Below are 21,425 nucleotides of genomic sequence, written 5' to 3' on the forward strand. Positions count from 1 at the left end.
GAACGCGCCTGGGCGCATCAACCGGCCGATCACAATATGTCACTGGCAGGCCAGGCACTCGTCATAATCGGTGCTGCCGCCGGCCAGTTCGAACTTGGGTGCGTCGATCGTGTTGTCGGCTTCCACGCCGCCCGCGAAACCCGCGCGCTGCACGCTCTTGGACCGCAGATAGTAAAGCGACTTGATGCCCAGTTCCCACGCGCGGAAGTGGAGCATCAGCAGATCCCATTTCTCCACATCGGCGGGGATGAACAGATTGAGCGACTGCGCCTGGTCGATATAGGGTGTGCGGTCGGCGGCCAGTTCGAGCAGCCAGCGCTGGTCGATTTCGAAGCTGGTCTTGAACGTGTCCTTTTCTTCCTGGCTCAGGAAGTCGAGATGCTGGACCGAGCCGCCATGCTCCAGGATCGAGTTCCAGACATTGGTCGAATCCTTGGCCTTTTCGACCAGCAATTTTTCCAGATAGGGATTCTTGATCGAGAAGCTGCCCGACAGCGTCTTGTGGGTATAGATGTTCGCCGGGATCGGTTCGATGCAGGCCGACGTGCCGCCGCAGATGATGGAGATGGACGCGGTCGGCGCGATCGCCATCTTGCAGGAGAAACGCTCCATCACGCCCTGATCGGCAGCATCGGGGCAGGGGCCGCGCTCGATCGCCAACTGCATCGAGGCTTCGTCAACCTGGCTCTTGATATGCTTGAACATGCGCAGGTTCCACGACTTGGCCATGGCCCCTTCGAACGGGATACCGCGCGCCTGCAGGAAGCTGTGGAAGCCCATGACGCCAAGCCCGACCGATCGTTCGCGCATCGCGCTATATTTGGCGCGCGCCATTTCGGGCGGCGCACGGTCGATATAGTCCTGCAGCACATTGTCGAGGAAACGCATGATATCCTCGGCAAACAGCTTCTCATCCTTCCACTCGTCCCAGGTTTCCAGGTTCATCGAGGAAAGGCAGCACACGGCGGTGCGGTCATTGCCGAGATGGTCGCGACCCGTCGGCAGGGTGATTTCGGAGCAGAGGTTCGATGTCGAGACTTTAAGGCCCAGGTCGCGATGATGTTTGGGCATCATGCGGTTCACCGTGTCGTTGAACACGATATAGGGCTCGCCGGTGGCCAGGCGGGTTTCGACCAGCTTCTGGAACAGCGCGCGGGCGTTGACGGTGCCACGGATCGACTGGTCCTTGGGGCTGCGCAGGTTGAAATCGCTGCCGTCGCGCACCGCTTCCATGAACTCGTCGGTCAGCAGCACGCCATGATGCAGGTTCAGCGCCTTGCGGTTGAAGTCGCCGCTGGGCTTGCGAATTTCAAGGAATTCCTCGATTTCCGGGTGCGACACGTCAAGATAGCAGGCGGCGGAGCCGCGACGCAGGCTGCCCTGGCTGATCGCCAGCGTCAGCGAATCCATGACGCGGACGAAGGGGATGATGCCGCTGGTCTTGCCGTTGAGGCCAACCGGCTCGCCAATGCCGCGCACGCTGCCCCAATAGGTGCCGATGCCGCCCCCGCGTGAGGCCAGCCAGACATTCTCGTTCCAGGTGTTGACGATGCCTTCCAGGCTGTCGTCCACGCTGTTGAGATAGCAGCTGATCGGCAGGCCGCGTCCGGTGCCGCCGTTGGACAGGACCGGGGTGGCGGGCATGAACCAGAGACGGGAGATATAGTCATAGACGCGCTGGGCGTGCGCCTGATCATCGGCATAGGCCGCTGCCACGCGGGCGAACAGATCCTGATAGCTTTCGCCGGGCAGCAGATAGCGGTCGTTCAGCGTGTCCTTGCCAAACTCCGTCAGCAGCGCGTCGCGCGACGGATCGGTCACGACGTCGAAGCGTCGTTCCTGCACCGAGGAAGAGGACAAAGGTTCGGCCTTGGTCGGCGCGACAGGCTGTTCGCTCACCCGGTCCATCACATCATCCATCACAGTCGCCACGTCGTTTGTACCACCCTGTCCACTATCACGAAAATCCATGTACGCCCCCGAATGTTCCCGTTCCGTTCGATTCGGTCAAGCGGTGTTCGGCAGGTGCCAACACCCTAGCAGATACCGTATCGCAACGGGGTCGAAATGGGACCAACTGACGGGATTGCAGGGACAAAATCCCCCTTGCGCTGAAAACCGGTCCAGCGACGCAATCACTATCTGTTGGGTGACCCCCGTTTACCCGATACCACAGATAGTGCCATAGCCTGTTTTGCGCGCAAGAGGGTAAATGACGGTTTAGGGACTCAATTCGTCGCTGTTCCGATTCCGTTCATCGCTGTTTCTACCCGTTGCGACGCAGCGACGCGTGGACTTTCCTCGTTCCCCCGAAAGACAAGAGAGAAAAGCGGAATAAAAAATAATTTTGGCTTGCCACGCAAATGCGTGGGCGCACGCAAAAGGGGCTATGGTGTCGCCTCCGACTGACTGCCCCGTTCCCCCTACGCAGAGGCCGACCGATGATTCTCTATTATCACCCGCTCTCTTCCTATTGCTGGAAAGTGCTGATCGCCTTTTACGAAAATGGCACGCCCTTCACGCCGCGCATGCTGGAGGGCGAGGGTGTGGCGCAGGAATGGCTGGCGCTGTGGTCGATTGGCAAATTTCCCGTATTGCGCGATTCGACCCGCGACATGACCGTCGCCGAAGCCAGCATCATCATCGAATATCTGGCGACGCATGAGCCGGGCACCTTCCGGCCGATACCGCTCAACCCCGACGCTGCGCTAAAGGTGCGGATGATGGACCGGCTGTTCGACAATTATGTGATGACGCCGATGCAGGCGATCGTCGCCGACCGGCTGCGCCCGGCCGACTCGCGCGACCTTTATGGCGTCGATCAAGCGCGCGCCCTGATCGCAAAGGCCTATGCCTTGCTGGAAACGCGCATCGGCGCGCAGGGATGGGCGGTGGGGGACAATTTCACCCTGGCCGATTGCGCGGCGGCCCCCGCGCTTTTCTATGCCGACAGGATCGCGCCGATCGGCCGCGATCATCCTCGCCTCGCGGCCTATCTCGCCCGGCTCGTCGCGCGGCCCAGCTTCGCGCGGGTGCTGATGGAGAAGGAACCATGGTGGCCGATGTTCCCCTTTGCGAACGGCTAGGCTTCCCCTCTCTGGACAGGCGGGCGATTCCTGATTAGCCGCTGCCCGAGCAGGAACCCGCCGTGCAGGGCCGGGCCGCAGACATAAGGGATTTGGGTAAGATGACGCTCATCAAGACCGCCGACCTGATCGAGAGCGTCGCCGACGCGCTTCAGTTCATCAGCTATTATCACCCGATGGATTATATCCGTGCGCTGGGCAAAGCCTATGAGGCTGAACAAAGCCCGGCGGCCAAGGACGCCATCGCCCAGATCCTGACCAACAGCCGCATGTGTGCGGAGGGGCATCGCCCGATCTGCCAGGACACCGGCATCGTCAACGTGTTCGTCAAATGGGGCATGGAATGCCGCCTGGACGACAATAGCCGGTCGATGCAGGAGGTGATCGACGAAGGCGTGCGCCGCGCCTATCTCAACCCCGAAAACCGCCTGCGCGCCTCCATCCTGCGCGATCCCGCGTTCAGCCGCCAGAATACCAAGGATAATACGCCCTGCGTCCTGTCGGTCGAAATGGTGCCCGGCAATAAGGTGGTGATCGACGTCGCGGCCAAGGGCGGCGGCAGCGAAAACAAGACCAAGTTCAAGATGATGAACCCCAGCGATTCGATCGTCGACTGGGTGCTGGAGATGGTGCCGCAAATGGGTGCCGGCTGGTGCCCGCCCGGCATGCTGGGCATCGGCATTGGCGGCACCGCGGAAAAGGCGGTCGCCCTGGCCAAGGAAAGCCTGATGGACGCGATCGACATGGGCGAGCTCAAGGCACGCGGACCGCAGACCGAGATCGAGAAGATGCGGGTCGAGATTTTCGACAAGGTCAATGCGCTGGGCATCGGCGCGCAGGGTCTGGGCGGCCTGTCCACCATACTGGACGTCAAGATTTACGACTATCCCTGCCATGCGGCGGGCAAGCCTGTGGCGATGATCCCCAATTGCGCCGCCACCCGCCACGCCCATTTCACGCTGGACGGCTCCGGCCCCGCCTATCTGGAAGCGCCCAAGCTGTCCGAATGGCCCGACGTCAACTGGACGCCGAGCAAGGAAGCGATCCGCGTCGATCTCAACACGCTGACGCCGGACATCGTCCAGGGCTGGAAGCATGGCGACCGGCTGCTGCTGAACGGCAAGATGCTGACCGGGCGCGACGCTGCGCACAAGCGGATCAAGGACATGCTGAGCCGCGGCGAGAGCCTGCCGGTCGATTTCAAGGGCCGCGTCATCTACTATGTCGGCCCGGTCGATCCGGTCGGCGACGAAGTGGTCGGTCCTGCCGGTCCCACCACCGCAACGCGCATGGACAGCTTCATGGACATGATGCTGGAACAGGGCCTGCTGGGCTGCGTCGGGAAGGCCGAGCGCGGGGTCGCGGCGACCAAAGCCATCGCCAAGCATAAGAGTGCCTATCTGATGGCGGTCGGTGGTGCCGCCTATCTGGTCGCCCGCGCGATCAAGGGGGCCAAGGTCGTGGGCTTTGAGGATCTGGGCATGGAAGCGATCTACGAATTCGATGTGCAGGACATGCCCGTGACCGTTGCGGTCGATAGCGAAGGCCAGAATGTCCACCATCTCGCCCCGCTGGTCTGGCAGGAAAAGATCAAGCGCGAAGGGTTGCTCGAAAACGCCTGATGCAAGCCGCCCCCCATGCCGTGCGTGGGGGGGATCAGCTAATCGCACCAACCTGGATCAAGGGGCCGGAACCCCGGCCGCTACACGGCATTGTCTCCGCACCTTCATGCTGGAGCCAGTCCCATGTCCTTCACGCAACTCGACCCACCCTTGCCCGTCCATGTGGAGGGCAAGGGGAAGGGCTATGCCTTTGCCGTCATCGATTATGGGCAGGAACATAATCTGATCTGGGTCACCGGCCTGTCCGATAGCGGCGAAATCTGGTGCGCGCCCAATCCGCTGGTGCGGCTGGAGGGGAACTGGACGATGGGGCGGAACCTGGCACACCATGTACCGCCAGGCGTCCAGCCCAGCTAAACGCAAACAACTGTCTGGCAAGCGCCATACACCGCTGTTATCCTGTCCCCCATGACGGGGGAAATCGACGCGGCGGGGGACGCCATCACCGGAGGCATGATCGCGCGCGCGGTCGAGCCGGGGCATGGCGAGTCCGATCATGATGGCCATGGCAAGTGCCTCAACTGTGGCGCGGAACTGACCGGCGCCTATTGCGCGCAATGCGGGCAGGCGGCGCATCTCCATCGCAGCTTCGGCGCGATCGGCCATGATCTGGCCCATGGCGTGCTGCATTTTGAAGGCAAGATATTCCGGACATTGCCCGAACTGGCGCTGCGTCCGGGTAAGCTGACGCGGCGCTATATCCATGGCGAGCGCGCGAAATTCGTGTCGCCTTTCGCCCTGTTCCTGTTCAGCGCCTTCCTCATGTACGCCATCTTCTCGCTCACCAGCGGCCATGGCGCCGGCGCGGGCAAGATGGTGCAGATGGACGATGGCGCCATCGCGGAACTGCGCGCCGAAGAGGCCAGGGCCGACGCGCGGATTGCGAAGATCGAAACAGGGTTGAAAGAGCCCGGCCTGACGCCGAAGCGGCGCGAGAAGCTGAACGAGGATTTGAGCGAGGCGCGCGAGGAGCGACAGGGCCTGACGCTCGCCGCCAACATGCCGCAAACCCTGCGTGGCGAGGGCATGCATGGCGGAGTCGCGGCCACAGTGGGAGAGGACGTCAGCGCGGCGGCGAAAGACTCGGAACTGGCCTATTACAAGCTCAAGGCCCTGTCTCTTATACACATCTAGATGTGTATAAGAGACAGGGCATGAATGGCGGAGTAGCGGCCACAGTGGGAGAGGTCGTCAGCGCGGCGGCGAAAGACCCGGAACTGGCCTATTACAAGCTCAAGGCCAATGCCTATAAATTCTCCTGGGCGTTGATCCTGTTTTCCATGCCGTTCGTATGGCTGCTCTTCCCGTTCAACCGCCGCTTCAAAATGTACGACCATGCGATCTACGTCACCTATTCGATCGCCTTCATGTCCCTGCTCTTTTCATTGTCGATGCTGTTGTCGGCGCTGCATGTCACCGCCGGGCTGGTGACGACGGCGCTGCTGCTCTACGCTGCCTGGCATATGTATCGGCAGATGAAGGACGCCTACAGCCTGTCGCGCTTTGGCGCGATGTGGCGGCTGCCCCTGCTCTATATGTTCGCCTGCGTCGCGCTGGCGCTGTTCTTCACCATGCTGGTGATGATGGGATGACGCCGGGCGTCCGGCGGCCATAGCAGCGCGATGATCACGTCCCCGATCTGGTTGCCCGCGACGCTGATGGCGGGCGGGATGCAGGCTTGGCGCACCGCCGTCCAGCGGCGCGTCAGTCATAGCCTGTCGCTCAATGCGGCGGGGCTGGTGCGCTACCTTTACGGACTGCCGTTCGCTATTGTGCTGCTGGGCGGATATTGGCTGGTCAATCCAGCGCCCCTGCCTGCACTCGGGCCGTTGTTCCTGCTTTTCTGCATCGGCGGCGGGCTGGCGCAGATCGTTGCGACCAACCTGCTGATCCTGGCATTTGGATACCGTAATTTCGTCGTCGGCACCGCTTATTCCAAGACCGAGGCGGTCCAGGGCGCGCTACTGTCCTTCCTGCTGATGGGCGAGCGTCTCTCGCCGCTGGCCTGGGGCGGGATCGGCTGCGGCGTGGTGGGCGTGATGCTGCTGTCGACCGGGGGCAGGCGCATGGGGGTGATGGATTTCGTCCGCGCGCTGGGCCAGCCCGCCGCCTTGTGCGGCATAGCGTCGGGATTTTTCTTCGCCCTGACCGCGATCGGCATCCGCCGCGCAACGCAGCAGGTGGACACGGGCGACGCGATCCTGGCGGCGCTGGTCGTGCTGGTCGTGACAGTCGCGCTTCAGACCCTGATGCAGGGCGGCTGGCTATTGGCGCGCGAATCAGGCGAAATGCGGCGCGTGTTCGCCACCTGGCGGGTATCGGGACAGGTCGGGATGCTCTCGGCGCTAGGATCGGCCTGCTGGTTCACCGGCTTTGCAACGGCGCCGGTCGCGCTGGTGCGGATCGTCGGGCAGATAGAGGTCGCCTTCACCATGGGTTTTGCGCATTTTTACCTGCGGGAACAGATGCAGCGGAGCGAGGCCATCGGGCTGCTGCTGGTGGTGTCCGGGGTGGTGCTGGCGCTGGCCGGATCGCTCTGACGCATCGCTAATCTTTCCTTTACCATGTTGAGCTAGCCCTCGATCCGTGGGTAGCGAAGCGAAATCCGAAACCGTTGCAAGAGCGGTTATGAAGGTGGCCAAATTGTCGGGCGACCTGGGCATACGCACGCTCGATCTACAGGCCGACATCAGCGAACTGGCCGACCGCGTAACGCAGCAGGCGCGCACGATCGAGGCGATCAGCGGCGCGGCGACGCAATTGTCGCACGATGGCGAAAGCGTGGCCAATGCCGGGCAGGATGCGCGCGCCAAGGCGGTGGCGGCCCGTTCCATCATCGACGATTCCGGGCGGCAACTCTCCGCCGCCCACCATGTCTTTGTCGATCTGATCGATCAGGTCAGCCGTATCCATGAGCGGCTGGACGGCTTTGGCGAAGCGCTCAAGACCGTCGCCCATGTCACCAATGTGATTAGCGGCATCGCGCGGCAGACCAATTTGCTGGCGCTCAACGCCACGATAGAGGCGGCACGCGCGGGCGATGCCGGGCGCGGCTGTGCCGTCGTCGCCGCCGAAGTGAAGAAACTGGCGCAGGAAACCGGCGCGGCCACGCACACGATCGAACAATCGATCGCGGCGTTGACCAGCGAGGCGGGCGGGATGCTCGACAGCATCAACCGCGGCGCGCAGACCGCGCGCACCGCGCAATCGGACACGCGCAACATCGAGGCGCTGGTGGAGCGGCTTGGCTCGCTCATGGTCGACCTGTCGAGCAATACGGAGGGCGTGGCCGAACGGATCGCGTCGATCGTGGGATCGGCGGGGGAAATCCGCACTGGCCTGGCCGCGCTGGCCAGCACATCGGCGGACAATGCGGGCGGGTTGCAACGCCTGTCGGGCCGCGTATCGACCGCCAGCGACGATACGAACATGCTGCTGCAATATCTGGCCGAAAGCGGGGTCGCGATTCCCGATTCGCCCTATATCAGTTTCAGCCTGGAATCGGCCGAGATCGTCAGTCGCGCGATGGAGCAGGCGATCGACAGCGGGCAGATCAGCGAAGCGGCGTTGTTCGGCGATCTGCCAACCCCTATTCCCGGCACCAATCCGCAACAATATAGCCATCCCGTACAGGATGTGATGTTGCCCGCCGCGCGCGCGCAGCAGGAAAAGGCGCGCGCCTTCACTGGCCTGTTCGGCATGACCTTCACCGACCGCAATGCCTTTGGCGCGATCGCCATGCCCGAACGCGCCCATCCGCAGCGGCCGGGCGAGGATGTATGGAATGCGGAATATTCGCGGCAGGGCCTGATCTTCGATTTCGCCGATACGCGCGAACAATGCCGCACGACGCAGCCCTTCTGCATCAAGGCGTATCGCCGCCTGACCGCGGCAGGCGATGTCATCCTGCTCAAACAGGTGATCGCGTCGATCCATGTAAAGGGCCGACACTGGGGCATACTCCAGATGGCCTATCAGGATCAGGGCTGAGGCAGCGATTATCGGATCGTCGCTGCACGATCCCGCCATTCTTCCGATTGCACCATCTTCGCCCTGCTCCCCGCCTCATCCTGCTCCACGATGAACGGGTGGTTTTGTGTCGTTCATGCAACAAGCTCTATCGTCATGGGTTCTGACATTCACGAATATGCCCATGCAAAGGACTCTGCCATGACGTTCACTTTCAGACAGGCTATTGCTGCCCTGTCGCTCGGCGCGATGACGCTGACCGGCCTGGCCGCAACGCCCGCTTTCGCCCAGCCGGGCCGCGACAATCGCGAACGGCGCGAGGATCGCCAGGACCGCAGGGCCGACCGTCGGGATGATCGCCAGGACCGACGCGCTGATCGACGCGCAGATCGGCGCGATGATCGCCGTGACTGGCGCCGGGATCGTCGGGACGACCGCCGTGTTGCCTATCGTCGGCCCGGTCGCGTGGTGTACCGCTATGACTGGAACCGCCCCGATCCGCGTTATGGCCGCAGCTACCGGCCCGACCGCTATTATCGCGCCGGTTATGCGCCGATCCGTGTCGATCGCCGCACCCGCATCTATCGTGGCTATGATGACCGCTATTATTGCCGCCGGTCGGACGGCACTACTGGCCTGATCGTCGGCGCTGCGTTGGGCGGCCTTCTCGGCAGCCAGATTGATCGCGGCCAATCCAATGTCGCGGGCATATTGATCGGCGGCGGCGCGGGTGCGCTGCTCGGCCGTGAAATCGACCGGGGTAGCCTGAACTGCCGCTAAGCGGGACGAAGGGGCGGGCGCTGCGCGTTCGCCCCGTTCAGCACCATCCGTGTCGCGCACCGTCCCATTCGCGTGCCAGCCCTTCGGCGACCAGCATCCCGCCGATCGATTCGCCGCCGCGTGTCACGACCCTCAGCGATCGACCATAGCGGTCCGTATCCCGGTCCCCGCTCTCCAGCGAGAACGCCCCCGCATTCATCAGGGCCTGCAACCGCTCCGTCGCCCGCGCGCCCAAGGCGCCCTCGGCGGCGCAGCGCGGCCCGTGGGTTTCGGGCGTGTCGATATCGGCAATCCGATATTTCTCGCCGCCAAACCAGAATGTGTCGCCATCGACGACGCAATTCACACCGCCCCCGCTATGGCAAAAGCCGAATTGCGCAGACAGCGCATCGGCGGCGACGCTTTGCCGGGGGTGCTCCAGGGGCGGCCAGGCACCGCGATCCATCCATATCGGCCCGTACCAGCCAAGCAACAGGCCCAGACATAATGTGTAGATCAGCGCCGGGCCGCTGAAGCCCGCGCTGCGCCGTCGCGCGCGCCCATATCTCTGTCTCGCCATGCCGCGACGATAGGCGGCTATTGGCAAAGGGGGCGTTAAAGCCGGTCCAACCTCTCGCCAATCCGGTGAGGATCGAGTTTGACGCGGATCAATGACGCGCGGTTCCAATGCGTCATGCTGGCCATTCCATCATCCGAAACGGAGCCAGTCGATGAACGCCGCCGCGCCGCCCAGCCCCTATGTCCGCATCGGCGGCGAACCGGTCGTCGCGGCGATCGTCAACCGCTTCTATGACCTGATCGAACAGGACAGCCTCTACGCTGACCTGCGCGCGGTTCACGCCGCCGATCTGGGGCCGGTGCGTTTGGGCCTGACCCGTTTCCTGTCGGGCTGGCTGGGCGGGCCGCGCGACTGGTTCGCGCGCGGTCAGTGCGTCATGTCGCTGCACCGCGCTTTCCCCATCACGCCCGCGCTTGCCGACGACTGGGCGCTGGCGATGACATGCGCGATTGCAGGTCAGCAGGATATGGACCCAGCGATCGGCGACGCAATGGCGCAGGCACTGGGTCACATGGCGCGCGGCATGATCAATTTCGCGCTCGACGGCAGCAGTGAGGCGGCCTGATCGACCCGATCAGTCCTCGCTGCTCTCCGCCCCGTCCTCATCATCCATTGCCGGTTCGCCGGCATAGGCGTCCATGTCGATCTGGCCGGACCGGTTCATGGCGTTCATCGTGTCGACAAGGTCGGGTACGTCGTCGGGGATGATCTGGGCCGGATTGCCATGTCCGCCATGCTCGCTCTCTTCGCTCAGGTCCGTCGTCCGCGTCCGCGCGGACTCCGCTACATCCTGCGCCTGCGTGCCCGCCTCATTCTGTTCGCTATTCTCATCAATGTCATTATCGGGGATCGGATCGGCCATGGACGCTCTCCTGTAGCTGGTTCAATCCCGTCCCAACGGTCCGCACGGCACGCCGTTCCGCGTCGCCGTCGCTGAATCCACTGGACAGCATCAGGCCAAGGGGGCAAGGGCGAGCGCGATCCTTTCGCACTGCAGCAGGAATCCATCATGTCCCGCCAGCTTATTTCGTCCGGCTCGCCCTTTGAGGCGCAGGTCGGCTATTCCCGTGCCGTCGTCCAGGGTGACTGGTGCTTCGTCGCCGGCACCACCGGCACCGATCCGGAAACCAAGACCATGCCCGACAGCGTGGCCGAACAGGCCGCCAACGCGCTCAAGGTCATCGGCGCGGCGCTGGAGGAGGCGGGCTTTGCCTTTTCGGACGTGGTGCGCGTCACTTATTACATCACCGACCCTGCCTATTGGGACGAACTGGGGCAGGCGACCGCTCCTATATTCGGCACCATCCGCCCCGCCGCCAGTTGCGTCGTCGCCGGACTGATCAAGCCGAACATGAAAATCGAAATCGAAGTCACCGCATTCAAAGGGTAAGCCGCCATGATCACGATGTACGGCATCAAAAATTGCGACACGATCAAGAAGGCCCGCAATTTTCTCGACAATGAGCGCGTCTCCTACAGCTTCCACGACTATAAGGTGTCGGGCGTGGACAAGGCCAAGCTGGAGGAATGGGTGATGGAACATGGCTGGGAAACCATCCTCAACCGTTCCGGCACCACCTTCAAGGCGCTGGATGCCGGGGACAAGGCGCATATCGACGCGGACAAGGCCATCCTGCTGATGATGACCAACCCGTCGATGATCAAGCGCCCGATTCTGGACACGGGCAAGCAAACCATCGTCGGTTTCAAGGCGACGACCTATGAGAACGCCCTGGCAGGTGCCATAGCATGACCGGGCGGCGCCTGATCCGCGCCTGCCTGACGCTCCTGTTGCTCCTGTTGCCGGTGGAGATGGCCATGGCCGAACCCTTGTTGATCGCCCATCGCGGGGCCAGCGGCGAGCGGCCGGAACATACGCTCGCCGCTTATGAGCGGGCGATTGACGAGGGCGCGGACTTTATCGAGCCGGATCTGGTGCTGACCAAGGACGGCATATTGGTCGCCCGCCACGAAAATGAGATCAGCGGCACGACCGATATTGCCGATCACCCCGAATTTGCCGATCGCAAGACGACCAAGACCATTGATGGCGCAGCGGTCACCGGCTGGTTCACCGAAGATTTTACCCTGGCCGAACTGCGGACCCTGCGTGCGCGCGAACGGCTGCCCATGCTGCGCCCCGCCAACACCCGCTTCAACGATCTCTATCTCATCCCGACATTCGAGGAGATATTGAAGCTGGTCCGCGCCAAGGAGGCGGAAGCGGGTCGCCGCATCGGCCTCTATCCCGAAACCAAGCATCCCAGCTATTTCGCCGGGATCGGACTGCCGCATCAGGCGCCGATGCTCGCGCTGCTGGAACAATATGGCTATCTGACGGAGGCCGACCCGGTCTTTATCCAGTCGTTCGAGGTCGGCAATCTTCAGGCTTTGCGCGCCGCCACCCGGCTGCGGCTGATCCAGTTGATCGACAGCACCGCTGGCCCGGCCGACCGGCCTGACCTGAGCTATGACGGCATGATGAGCGTCGAGGGGCTGCGCGCGATCGCCGACTATGCGGACGGCATCGGTCCTTCCACCAATCGCGTACTGGCCGACAGCGGCGCCACCGCGCTGGTGGGGCAGGCGCATGATGCCGGACTACAGGTCCATATCTGGACCTTGCGGATGGAAAATATGTTCCTGCCCGCCCAGTATCAGCGGACCGACGACCCGGAAGGACGGGGCGATTTTGCGGGCTATGTTCGCGCCGTGGCGGCGCCCGGTGTGGACGCGGTCTTTACCGATTCCCCCGCCCAGGCGCGCGCCGCGCTGGAGAAAGCCGCGCCCTGACTTGTCAAACGCCTGTCTCTTATACACATCTAGATGTGTATAAGAGACAGGTCTTTACCGATTTCCCCGCCCAGGCGCGCGCCGCGCTGGAGAAAGCCGCGCCCTGACTTGTCAAACGCATCGGCTGAGCGAATAACGGAAATATGCTGTCCCAAAAGACCCGTTATGCCATCCGCGCGCTCCAGCATCTGGCCGACCGCTATCGTCAGGGACCGGTGCCGCTGAACGAGATTGCCACGCGCCAGAATATTCCGGGCAAATTCCTGACGGTGATCCTGTCGGAATTGTCGCGCGAAGGGCTGGTGGCGACGCAGCGGGGCAGGGACGGGGGCTATTGGCTCGCGCTCGCGCCGGTCGACATCAGCTATGGCGACATTGTCCGCCTGACCCGCGGATCGCTCGCGCTCACCCCCTGCGCCAGCCGCTTTGCGCATGAAAGCTGCACCAACTGCCTGCCCGAATCGGAATGTCGCCTGCACCGGGTGATGCTTCGCGTGCGGGATGAAACCGCGCGGGTGCTGGACGGGATCAGCCTGGCCGAGCCGTTCGCGGCGCTGGGCGAGGCATAGGCCTTGCGCCGACCGCGTCGCTTCGCCACATCGGGCCTATGACGACATCCCCGCAAGCTACGTCCCAGCAGGACCGCCCGCTCAGGGCAACGCTGATCCCGGTCACCCCGCTCCAGCAGAACTGCACGCTTTTCTGGTGCACCGCCACCATGCGCGGCGCGTTCGTCGATCCGGGTGGCGACCTGCCGGTGTTGAAGCAGGCAGCGGCGCAGCATGGCGTGACGATTGAAAAGCTGCTCGTGACCCATGGGCATATCGAGCATTGCGGGCAGGCGGGCGTGCTGGCCCGCGACCTTGGCGTACCTATTGAGGGACCGCATGAGGATGACCGCTTCTGGATCGACAAGCTGGCGCAGGATGGCGCGCGCTGGGGCGTGCCGGGCGAAAGTTTCGAGCCGGACCGCTGGCTGGTCGATGGCGATCAGGTGACCGTGGGCGATCTGACCCTCGACGTCCTCCATTGCCCCGGCCATACGCCCGGCCATGTCGTGTTCCACCACGCCCCCAGCAAGCTCGCCATCGTCGGCGATGTGCTGTTTCAGGGGTCGATCGGTCGCACCGATTTCCCGCGCGGCAACCATCAGCAATTGATCGACGCGATCACCGGCAAGCTTTGGCCGTTGGGCGGAGATACAGCCTTCGTCCCCGGCCATGGCCAGATGAGCAATTTTGCCCATGAACGCCGCACGAATCCCTTCGTCGCCGATTCGGTGCTGGGCTGATCCTCGCGGATATGGGGATGTGACGGGCGCCCGCAGTCAGGCGCTCCATCCTTTATACATGGGCGGATAGCGCGGGCGGCGCCGGCATCTCGCGCGTGACGGTATAGGCGATCGTCAGCGCCGTGATCGCCAGGCCGGCCGTCACCAGCCATGTCAGCAGCGCACCGCCAGCCCGCCAGGGGGTGGGGGCTTCGGCATCCATGCCAAACGCATGGGCCACGCGCGCCACGATATAGACCAGCGCACCGATCCACAGCCATAGCGAAGCGCCAACCGCCAGTTCGACCACCAGGAACAGGATCAGCACGATCGGGGTATATTCGACAAAATTGGCGTGCGCCCGCATCCGCCTGGCCAGCAGCGTATTGCCCGCATCGCCATGCAATATTTTGCCCGAAATACGAATCCGCGCGCATCGCGTCGCTATCCACAGATTGAGCAGCGCGCAGGCCGCGGCGAAGGTCAGCGTGATCGGCAGGAGCATCGATTTTCCCTTCATTTCTATGCCCTGCACCCTAGCTGCTGCGGCTTGGCAGGCAAGGAAGGACTTGCGCCCCGATCAAAAAGCGCTATAGGCGCAGGGCTTCGCGATCACCCAGGGCCGCATGGGTCTGCGGCGCCTGTGGCGTCAGCTTTCATGTTGGATCTGGCCGTTCGCACAACCTGATAGATTTACGGAACAAGGTGCCGATATGGCTGTCCCCAAAAGGAAAACGTCCCCCTCCAAGCGCGGTATGCGCCGTAGCCACGATTCGCTGCGCGTCGAAGCGTTCCAGGAATGCTCCAACTGCGGTGAACTCAAGCGTCCCCACAATATGTGCGGCGCCTGTGGCCATTATAACGGCCGCGAAATCGTCGCCGTCGGGGCGTAACGACTTTTCGATCTCCGCAAAGGGGTGATCTAGGGTGTCCAGCCAGCCGCGAATCGCCATAGACGCGATGGGCGGGGATGAAGGCGTGCGCGTGATGATGGCGGGTGTGGCGCTCGCCCGTCACCGCCATGACGGGCTGCGCTTCACCCTGTTCGGTGACGAAACCCGCATCAAGGCGGCGCTCGACAACCATCCCAATTTGCGCGCGGCGTCCGACGTCGTCCATGCCGATACCGTCGTCGATGGCGCTGACAAGCCGAGCGTTGCGATTCGCAAGAAGAGCAGCTCGATGAGTATGGCCATAGCGGCCGTGAAGTCGGGTGATGCCGGTGCAGCCGTGTCGGCGGGCAATACCGGTGCGCTGATGGCCATGGCCAAGCTGGCGCTGCGCACCATGCCTGGCATTGATCGGCCCGCACTGTCGGCCCTGTTGCCCACGCGTGGCGACAATGACGTCGTCATGCTCGATCTGGGCGCGAACACCGAATGCGACGCCCGCAATCTCGTCCAGTTCGCGGTGATGGGGGCAGCCTATGCCCGCATCGCATTCGATCTGGAGCGGCCGCGCGTGCGCCTGCTCAACATTGGTACCGAAGAGCTTAAGGGTACGGACGAAATCCGCGACGCTGCGGCCATCCTGCGCGCTGCGGACGTCCTGCCGATGAGCTTTGACGGCTTTACCGAAGGCGACAAGATCAGCCGGGGCGATACCGACGTCATCGTGTGCGACGGTTTTTCCGGCAATGTCGCGCTCAAGACGATCGAAGGCACGGCCCGCTTCGTCACCGACGTGCTGCGCAACGCCTTCACCAGTTCGATCCGTTCGAAGATCGGCTTCCTGATCTCGAAACCCGCGATGCACCTGCTCAAGCATCATCTTGATCCCAACAATCATAATGGCGCGGTATTTCTGGGCCTCAATGGCGTGGTCGTCAAAAGCCACGGGAGCGCGGACGCCAAGGGCATAGCGAATGCGGTTCATGTCGCCGCCCGCCTGCTGGAAGAAGACATCACCCGCCGCATCGCGGCCGACATGGCCGCCGTTCAGGCGCTTATTGCCTCGTCGAAGCTGGAGCAGCCCGTCAAGTGATCCGTCGTGCGATTCTCCTGGGGACCGGATCGGCGCTGCCGGCGCGTGCGGTCAGCAACGCGGAACTGGCACAGACCGTCGATACCAGCGACGAATGGATTGTCGAGCGCACCGGCATCCGCAATCGCTATATCGCGGGCGAGGGTGAAACCACCGCCTCGCTGGCGGCCGACGCGGCGCAGGCCGCTCTCGATGCCGCGGGCGTTGCGGCGCAGGACATCGACCTCATCATTCTGGCGACAGCGACCCCGGACCAGACCTTCCCCGCCTCCGCTACCAGGGTGCAGGCCGCGCTGGGCATTGATGATTGCGTCGCGTTCGACGTCGCGGCCGTCTGCTCCGGCTTCCTCTACGCCATGACCGTTGCCGACAGCATGATCTGCTCCGGCGCGGCCCGGCGCGCGCTGGTGATCGGTGCGGAAACCTTCAGCCGTATTCTCGACTGGGAAGATCGCACCACCTGCGTCCTCTTTGGCGATGGCGCTGGCGCAGTCGTGCTGGGCGCGGAGGAAAGCGCGGATGGCGCGCGCGGCATATTGGCCAGCAAGCTGCACGCCGATGGCCGCCACAACGGCCTGCTCTATGTCGATGGCGGGCCGTCCACGACGCAGACCGTGGGCAAGCTGCGGATGAAGGGGCAGGAAGTGTTCCGCCACGCCGTGGTCAATCTCGCCTCGGTGCTGAACGAAGTCATGGCGACGGCGGGTCTGTCCAACAGCGATATCGACTGGCTGGTGCCGCATCAGGCCAATGCCCGCATTCTGGACGCTACCGCGCGCAAGCTCAAACTCTCGCCCGATCGGGTTGTCGTGACCGTCGATCGACACGCCAATACCTCGGCTGCGTCGGTGCCGCTGGCGCTCGATTGCGCCGTGCGCGACGGCCGGATCAAGCCGGGCGACCTTATCGTGCTCGAAGCGATGGGCGGCGGCTTCACCTGGGGTGCCTGCGTCCTGCGGGTCTGATCCCGCAAAATCACGCAACCTTGCCAAAGCCCTGCGAATCCCGCACATTCCCGCAAAGGCCATCCGACTATGGTGGCCCAAGGGGTGGAAATGGGGAATCCGATGATCGGCACAGGCACATTAACGCGCGCAGACCTTGCTGAAAGCGTCAACCGCCACGTCGGCCTGTCGCGGGCCGAAGCGGCAGCGCTGATCGAATCGATCCTGGGCCATATGTCCGACGCGCTGGAACGCGGCGAAAATGTGAAGATTTCGAGCTTTGGCACTTTCGTCCTGCGCGACAAGACCCAGCGCATGGGCCGCAATCCCAAGACCGGGGTGGAAGTGCCGATCGAACCACGCCGCGTCCTGACCTTCCGCGCCAGCCAGACGATGCGGGATCGCGTCGCAGGCGACTGACGGGCGCTAGTGGATTGATTTTGACATTTGCATCCCCTGGCGGCTGGGATGGGTCTGCAAATGTCAGAATCGGACCACTAGGATGGCTGGGTGCTGAGTTTCGCGACGATGGCCTGCGCCGCGCGCGTTACATCGTCCCACGTCTGCGCAAAGCCCGCCTCGTCGCCATAATAGGGATCGGTTACGCCGCTCCCCTCCCGTCCCGGCACCATATCCATCAACAGCGCCAGCGTCGCGCTTCCATCGGATGGCCGGATACGCCGCAGATTTTTGAGATTATCGCCATCCAGCGCGAAAATATGCGCGAAGCTGCGGAAATCGGCGGCGCGCACCTGACGCCCACGATAGCCCGATATGTCGATGCCGTGGCGCTGCGCCTGCCGCCCCGCGCGCGGGTCCGGCGGACAATCGACATGCCAGTCGCCCGTTCCCGCCGAATCAACGATGATGTCCAGCCCGGCCCGTTCCGCCTCCGCCCGCAAGGCAGCCTCGGCCAGGGGCGACCGGCAGATATTGCCCAGGCACATGAAAAGGACGGATGACATGGTTGGGCCCGTCATCCCTCCGCCACCGCCGTCGACAGGCCCAGTCCCGGTACGCCGATGGAGCGCTTGCCCGAAAAATCGGTGCGTGCGACGATGACGCCCAATTTCTCCATATAGTCGATCAACCGGCGCACTCGCCCCGGTGAACTGGTGCCATAGGCCCGCGCCAGCGCCGCATCGTCCGGGCAGGGCTGGCCCTGCATCGCGGCGCGCGCGATCAGCAGGAAGGGGGCCAGCATATCCTCCGGCAACGGGTCCGCCGCGCGCATCGCCGGTTCCCAGCGGACGTCGGCTGCATCCATCATCCCCGCCTGTGCCATGGCAAAACGCTTGCGGAAGGCTGGCAGGTCCAGCGGCGGGGTACGCAGCCCCTTCATCCGGCAGCGGACGCCAAAATCCTGATACAGCGTCGCTATGCTGGGCGCTGCATCGCCCAGATCGGCGACGATTTCCTCCAGCACTGCCATCACCACCGGCTCATTCTGGCCGAAATCCAGTTCAGGCGCGGCGGGTCGGGCCTGTGGCGAATCGGCCAGCGCGCGGATGATGTCCTCGGCGGCGCGGGGCGGGGGATCGGCACGGGGCGGCGCGACCGGCACGGCGTCCGCCGCTTCGGGGGCGAACAGCAATTCCTGAAAATCCTCGCCGCTGGTGACGGGGGGCGCCATCAGCTTGTGGGTGCCGCCGCGAGTGCTGGTCTTGACCGCGCCGATCTTTACCGCGACCGGACGGCGGCAGATCGCCGGACCCAGCGCCAGGAACCGTCCGCGCTCCAGATCGCGGATCTGCTCCGCCTGCCGCCGCTCCATCCCCAGCAGGTCGGCTGCGCGCGCCATGTCGATGTCCAGAAAGGTGCGCCCCATCAGAAAGTTGGAGGCTTCCGCCGCGACATTCTTGGCCAGTTTCGCCAGCCGCTGGGTTGCGATAACCCCTGCCAACCCGCGCTTGCGCCCCCGGCACATCAAATTGGTCATCGCCGCCAGCGATACCCGGCGCGCCTCGTCCGATACGTCGCCAGCGGCGGCGGGCGCGAACATCTGCGCCTCGTCGACCACCACCAGCGCAGGATACCAATGGTCACGCGGCGCATCGAACAGGGCGTTGAGGAAAGATGCGGCGCATTTCATCTGCGCGTCGATCTCCAGCGCTTCCAGGCTCAGCACCACCGACGCGCGATGTTCGCGTATCCGGGTCGCCATCTTGACGATCTCGCGCTCGTTATAGTCGCCCGCGTCAATCACGACATGGCCGTAGCGGTCGGCCAGCGTGACGAAATCCCCTTCCGGGTCGATCACCACCTGCTGCACCAGCGGCGCGCTTTCCTCCAGCAGGCGGCGCAGAAGATGCGACTTGCCCGACCCCGAATTGCCCTGGACGAGCAGCCGGGTGGCAAGCAATTCCTCCACGTCGACCAGCACGTCCTTGCCGTGGCTGTCGGTTCCTATGCTGATGCTGGCGGTCACGCTCGTCCTTTGGCCCAGCGGACCGGGTTGGCGCAAGAACTTGCTCACCAATTTTCAACCTGTGCCCATTAACCGGGGAGGATGGTTAAGAATCCCCTCCTCGTTCGTGTCCGCGACATGATGCGCAAACGTGCATTGCTGGCGGGTAGCAACAATCTGGGGGATACGATGGTGCCGCTTGGCGGCGTCATAATGCTGGCCTTGATCGGCACGGCCATTCTCCTTGGCCTGCTCAGCGCCCAGATCGAACGCAATGCCGACGCCTATCTGCATCGCGTCGTCAATGGTGCGTTGCTGCGTGAACGGGCCGCGGTGGGCGATGCTGTCATGGCGTCGGCGCGCTGGGACGATGCGGTAGGCCATGTTTATGGCGATTTCGACAGCGAATGGGCCGAAAGCAATTTGGCGACGGAAGTGGCCGATTCCTACGTGCTCGACGTCCGTGGACGGACGATCTGGTCGGCGGCGGGCAGCGAACTGCCCCGGCGCGCGCGCCGCCTGCCGCTGGACCAGGCGCTGGACCTGCCGGTACTGCATGAACTGATGACGGCGCTGCCGCAGGGCCATCGCGCCGCGCTGGATGAGCGCAAGGCCGTTGTCCGCTTCGTGCGGTTGCAGGGTCAGGCGGCGATCCTGGGCGTCCGCGCGATCACGCCGTGGACAGACGTCGCTCACTTGCCGTCCGGGGATGTGCGTTATCTGGTGCTGACCAAACCGATCGACGCCAAATTGCTGGCCGACATGAGCCGCACCAATCAATTGCCGCTGCGCTGGAATGTCGGCACTACCGGCGACACCGAAAACGGTATTCGGGGCAAGGATGTCACCGGGCGGGTGCTGGGGCAGGTGGAATGGCGCCGATCATCTTCGGGGGCGAAGGCGTTGCGCCAGATCATGCCCGCCGTCGCCATCATCGTCCTGACATTCCTGGCGATGTCGGGCTGGCTGGCATGGCGTCTGATGGCGGCGCATCGGGCCTTGCGCAAGCAGGTCCAGCTGTCGCGCGATGCGGAAAGTGAAGCGCGCTCCGCCGCCGAACAGGCCAGCAAGGCGCTGGTGCAGGCTGAAGCGGCCCGGCAGGCGTTGGCCGCCAGCGCCGATCAGGTCGCGGCGGAGGAACGGCGACATCAGGAAGAATTGCGGCGCAACGGGCGCGTGATAGCCGAAGCGCTGGAACGATCCATGGCCCTGCTGGTGACGCAGTTGTTCGAAACGGCTGCCGCGCTGGAACATAGCGCCGACGATACGATGCGCACGATCGACGAGCAGCAGCGGCATGTCGATACCGTGACGGCGCGCGCGCGCGATACCGCCGGATCGGCCCAGGCGATCGCCGCGACCATTGATGATCTGACGGCATCGATCGGGGCTTTCACCGGCACTGCCTATGACATCCGCGAATCGGCGGCGAGCGCCAGCGGACAGTCGGCCGCCGCCCACCACGCCAATGATAATCTGCGTCGCCATGTCGGCAGCGTCAACGAAGCGACGAAGCTGATCGCGGAGATTACCGGCCAGACCAACCTGCTGGCGCTCAACGCCACGATCGAGGCGGCCCGCGCCGGAGAGGCGGGGCGCGGCTTTGTGGTCGTCGCCAACGAAGTCAAGGCGTTGGCTGCCCAGACGGCCCAGACCACGCGGGAGATTCAGGCGCGCGCGGATGGGATCGAACAGGCGGCGGAACAGACCTTCGCGCTTGTTGGCTCGGTCGATACGGTCCTGGCCAGTCTGGTCGAAACGATCGGTGCGGCTGCCTCCTCCGCCCAGCAACAGCTTGCTTCGGTGGAGGATATTCAGCGCGTTTCCCGTTCGGTCGCGCTGGATGCGGGCGCCACCAATCAAGCGGTCGACGCCATTTCCCATGCCCTGCGGCATTCGGCGCAGGCCGCCGCTGCCACCCGTGCCCAGGGCGCGGCCGTACGACAGGGGGTGGAACAGGTGCAGGCAGAATTCGGCCGGCTGATCGAGGCGCTGAAGGCGGCTTGAATCGC

The 21,425-nt window shown here is 63.9% G+C and carries 24 protein-coding genes and 1 pseudogene; 19 read left to right on the forward strand and 6 right to left on the reverse strand.

Features of this window, described 5'->3' with window-relative positions; genetic code table 11:
• Positions 1-39 precede the first annotated feature (39 nt).
• On the reverse strand, positions 40-1,971 hold the full coding sequence (locus FE851_RS01290; RefSeq protein ID WP_037514163.1) for a ribonucleoside-diphosphate reductase subunit alpha: 1,932 nt from the start codon (positions 1,969-1,971) through the stop codon (positions 40-42).
• 470 nt (positions 1,972-2,441) lie between these two features.
• Here FE851_RS01290 and FE851_RS01295 point away from each other — a divergent pair, with 470 nt between their 5' ends.
• The 8 genes and pseudogenes from FE851_RS01295 (at position 2,442) to FE851_RS01330 (ending at position 9,457) form a co-directional block, all read left to right on the forward strand.
• Positions 2,442-3,086: a glutathione S-transferase family protein gene (locus FE851_RS01295; protein ID WP_145199185.1), complete on the forward strand. Its 645-nt coding sequence runs from the start codon at positions 2,442-2,444 to the stop codon at positions 3,084-3,086.
• A 101-nt stretch (positions 3,087-3,187) separates the two neighbouring features.
• Positions 3,188-4,708 (forward strand): fumarate hydratase, encoded by a 1,521-nt coding sequence (locus tag FE851_RS01300; protein WP_017181988.1) that lies wholly within the window; start codon positions 3,188-3,190, stop codon positions 4,706-4,708.
• Between the two features lie 123 nt (positions 4,709-4,831).
• Entirely contained in the window at positions 4,832-5,065 is a 234-nt protein-coding gene (locus FE851_RS01305) for a hypothetical protein (protein ID WP_019052309.1), read from the forward strand.
• A 51-nt stretch (positions 5,066-5,116) separates the two neighbouring features.
• A pseudogene (locus FE851_RS01310) lies at positions 5,117-5,731 on the forward strand (DUF3667 domain-containing protein); the annotation flags it as partial.
• Positions 5,732-5,862: 131 nt separating this feature from the next.
• Entirely contained in the window at positions 5,863-6,300 is a 438-nt protein-coding gene (locus FE851_RS01315) for a hypothetical protein (protein ID WP_261370824.1), read from the forward strand.
• Positions 6,301-6,330: 30 nt separating this feature from the next.
• A complete protein-coding gene (locus FE851_RS01320) occupies positions 6,331-7,248 on the forward strand; it encodes an EamA family transporter (RefSeq protein WP_145199188.1) in 918 nt (305 codons plus the stop codon).
• A gap of 88 nt (positions 7,249-7,336) precedes the next feature.
• Positions 7,337-8,698, forward strand: a complete 1,362-nt coding sequence (locus FE851_RS01325; protein ID WP_145199191.1) for a methyl-accepting chemotaxis protein — start codon at positions 7,337-7,339, stop codon at positions 8,696-8,698.
• A gap of 180 nt (positions 8,699-8,878) precedes the next feature.
• Positions 8,879-9,457 carry a glycine zipper 2TM domain-containing protein gene (locus FE851_RS01330; RefSeq protein WP_186378728.1) on the forward strand — a complete coding sequence of 193 codons (579 nt, stop codon included), beginning with the start codon at positions 8,879-8,881 and terminating at the stop codon, positions 9,455-9,457.
• A 37-nt stretch (positions 9,458-9,494) separates the two neighbouring features.
• On the opposite strand, the gene FE851_RS01335 is transcribed toward FE851_RS01330, so the two are convergent.
• Positions 9,495-10,016, reverse strand: coding sequence for a thermonuclease family protein (locus tag FE851_RS01335; protein ID WP_261370825.1), 522 nt, complete (start codon positions 10,014-10,016; stop codon positions 9,495-9,497).
• A gap of 151 nt (positions 10,017-10,167) precedes the next feature.
• On the opposite strand from FE851_RS01335, the gene FE851_RS01340 reads away from it, so the two are divergent.
• Positions 10,168-10,581 (forward strand): hypothetical protein, encoded by a 414-nt coding sequence (locus tag FE851_RS01340; protein WP_019054234.1) that lies wholly within the window; start codon positions 10,168-10,170, stop codon positions 10,579-10,581.
• Between the two features lie 9 nt (positions 10,582-10,590).
• Here the strand turns inward: FE851_RS01340 and FE851_RS01345 are convergent, their stop codons facing one another.
• The gene (locus tag FE851_RS01345) at positions 10,591-10,878 is read right to left on the reverse strand and encodes a hypothetical protein (RefSeq protein ID WP_019054235.1); all 288 of its coding nucleotides are present in this window, start codon (positions 10,876-10,878) and stop codon (positions 10,591-10,593) included.
• Positions 10,879-11,025: 147 nt separating this feature from the next.
• On the opposite strand from FE851_RS01345, the gene FE851_RS01350 reads away from it, so the two are divergent.
• The 5 genes from FE851_RS01350 to FE851_RS01370 all read left to right on the forward strand — a co-directional run bounded on the left by FE851_RS01350 (position 11,026) and on the right by FE851_RS01370 (position 14,100).
• A complete protein-coding gene (locus FE851_RS01350; protein WP_017181979.1) occupies positions 11,026-11,406 on the forward strand; it encodes a RidA family protein in 381 nt (126 codons plus the stop codon).
• A 6-nt stretch (positions 11,407-11,412) separates the two neighbouring features.
• Complete coding sequence (locus FE851_RS01355; protein ID WP_017181978.1) at positions 11,413-11,769, forward strand: ArsC family reductase; 357 nt, start codon at positions 11,413-11,415, stop codon at positions 11,767-11,769.
• The gene (locus FE851_RS01360) at positions 11,766-12,809 is read left to right on the forward strand and encodes a glycerophosphodiester phosphodiesterase (protein WP_145199197.1); all 1,044 of its coding nucleotides are present in this window, start codon (positions 11,766-11,768) and stop codon (positions 12,807-12,809) included. Before FE851_RS01355 ends, FE851_RS01360 begins: the two co-directional genes overlap by 4 nt.
• A 143-nt stretch (positions 12,810-12,952) precedes the next feature.
• Positions 12,953-13,378: an RrF2 family transcriptional regulator gene (locus FE851_RS01365; RefSeq protein WP_019054237.1), complete on the forward strand. Its 426-nt coding sequence runs from the start codon at positions 12,953-12,955 to the stop codon at positions 13,376-13,378.
• Between the two features lie 38 nt (positions 13,379-13,416).
• Complete coding sequence (locus FE851_RS01370) at positions 13,417-14,100, forward strand: MBL fold metallo-hydrolase (protein ID WP_145199199.1); 684 nt, start codon at positions 13,417-13,419, stop codon at positions 14,098-14,100.
• Positions 14,101-14,152: 52 nt separating this feature from the next.
• Here the strand turns inward: FE851_RS01370 and FE851_RS01375 are convergent, their stop codons facing one another.
• Positions 14,153-14,584, reverse strand: a complete 432-nt coding sequence (locus FE851_RS01375; protein WP_186378729.1) for an MAPEG family protein — start codon at positions 14,582-14,584, stop codon at positions 14,153-14,155.
• A gap of 208 nt (positions 14,585-14,792) precedes the next feature.
• On the opposite strand from FE851_RS01375, the gene rpmF reads away from it, so the two are divergent.
• From rpmF to ihfA, 4 genes are all read left to right on the forward strand, one after another.
• A complete protein-coding gene (gene rpmF, locus FE851_RS01380; protein ID WP_026002194.1) occupies positions 14,793-14,972 on the forward strand; it encodes a 50S ribosomal protein L32 in 180 nt (59 codons plus the stop codon).
• Between the two features lie 67 nt (positions 14,973-15,039).
• Entirely contained in the window at positions 15,040-16,062 is a 1,023-nt protein-coding gene (gene plsX / locus FE851_RS01385; protein ID WP_017181972.1) for a phosphate acyltransferase PlsX, read from the forward strand.
• Positions 16,059-17,027 (forward strand): beta-ketoacyl-ACP synthase III, encoded by a 969-nt coding sequence (locus FE851_RS01390; protein WP_130753711.1) that lies wholly within the window; start codon positions 16,059-16,061, stop codon positions 17,025-17,027. The genes plsX and FE851_RS01390 overlap by 4 nt, the downstream gene beginning before the upstream one ends.
• 102 nt (positions 17,028-17,129) lie before the next feature.
• A complete protein-coding gene (gene ihfA, locus FE851_RS01395; protein ID WP_017181970.1) occupies positions 17,130-17,426 on the forward strand; it encodes an integration host factor subunit alpha in 297 nt (98 codons plus the stop codon).
• Positions 17,427-17,503: 77 nt separating this feature from the next.
• On the opposite strand, the gene FE851_RS01400 is transcribed toward ihfA, so the two are convergent.
• Together FE851_RS01400 and FE851_RS01405 are read right to left on the reverse strand one after the other, a co-directional pair.
• Complete coding sequence (locus tag FE851_RS01400; RefSeq protein WP_145199205.1) at positions 17,504-17,971, reverse strand: low molecular weight protein-tyrosine-phosphatase; 468 nt, start codon at positions 17,969-17,971, stop codon at positions 17,504-17,506.
• An 11-nt stretch (positions 17,972-17,982) separates the two neighbouring features.
• Positions 17,983-19,434: an ATP-binding protein gene (locus FE851_RS01405; RefSeq protein ID WP_145203997.1), complete on the reverse strand. Its 1,452-nt coding sequence runs from the start codon at positions 19,432-19,434 to the stop codon at positions 17,983-17,985.
• 81 nt (positions 19,435-19,515) lie between these two features.
• Here FE851_RS01405 and FE851_RS01410 point away from each other — a divergent pair, with 81 nt between their 5' ends.
• Entirely contained in the window at positions 19,516-21,420 is a 1,905-nt protein-coding gene (locus tag FE851_RS01410) for a methyl-accepting chemotaxis protein (protein WP_261370826.1), read from the forward strand.
• Positions 21,421-21,425: the final 5 nt, after the last annotated feature.

This window comes from Sphingobium sp. B2 (genome assembly GCF_007693735.1).
Taxonomy (GTDB): domain Bacteria; phylum Pseudomonadota; class Alphaproteobacteria; order Sphingomonadales; family Sphingomonadaceae; genus Sphingobium; species Sphingobium xenophagum.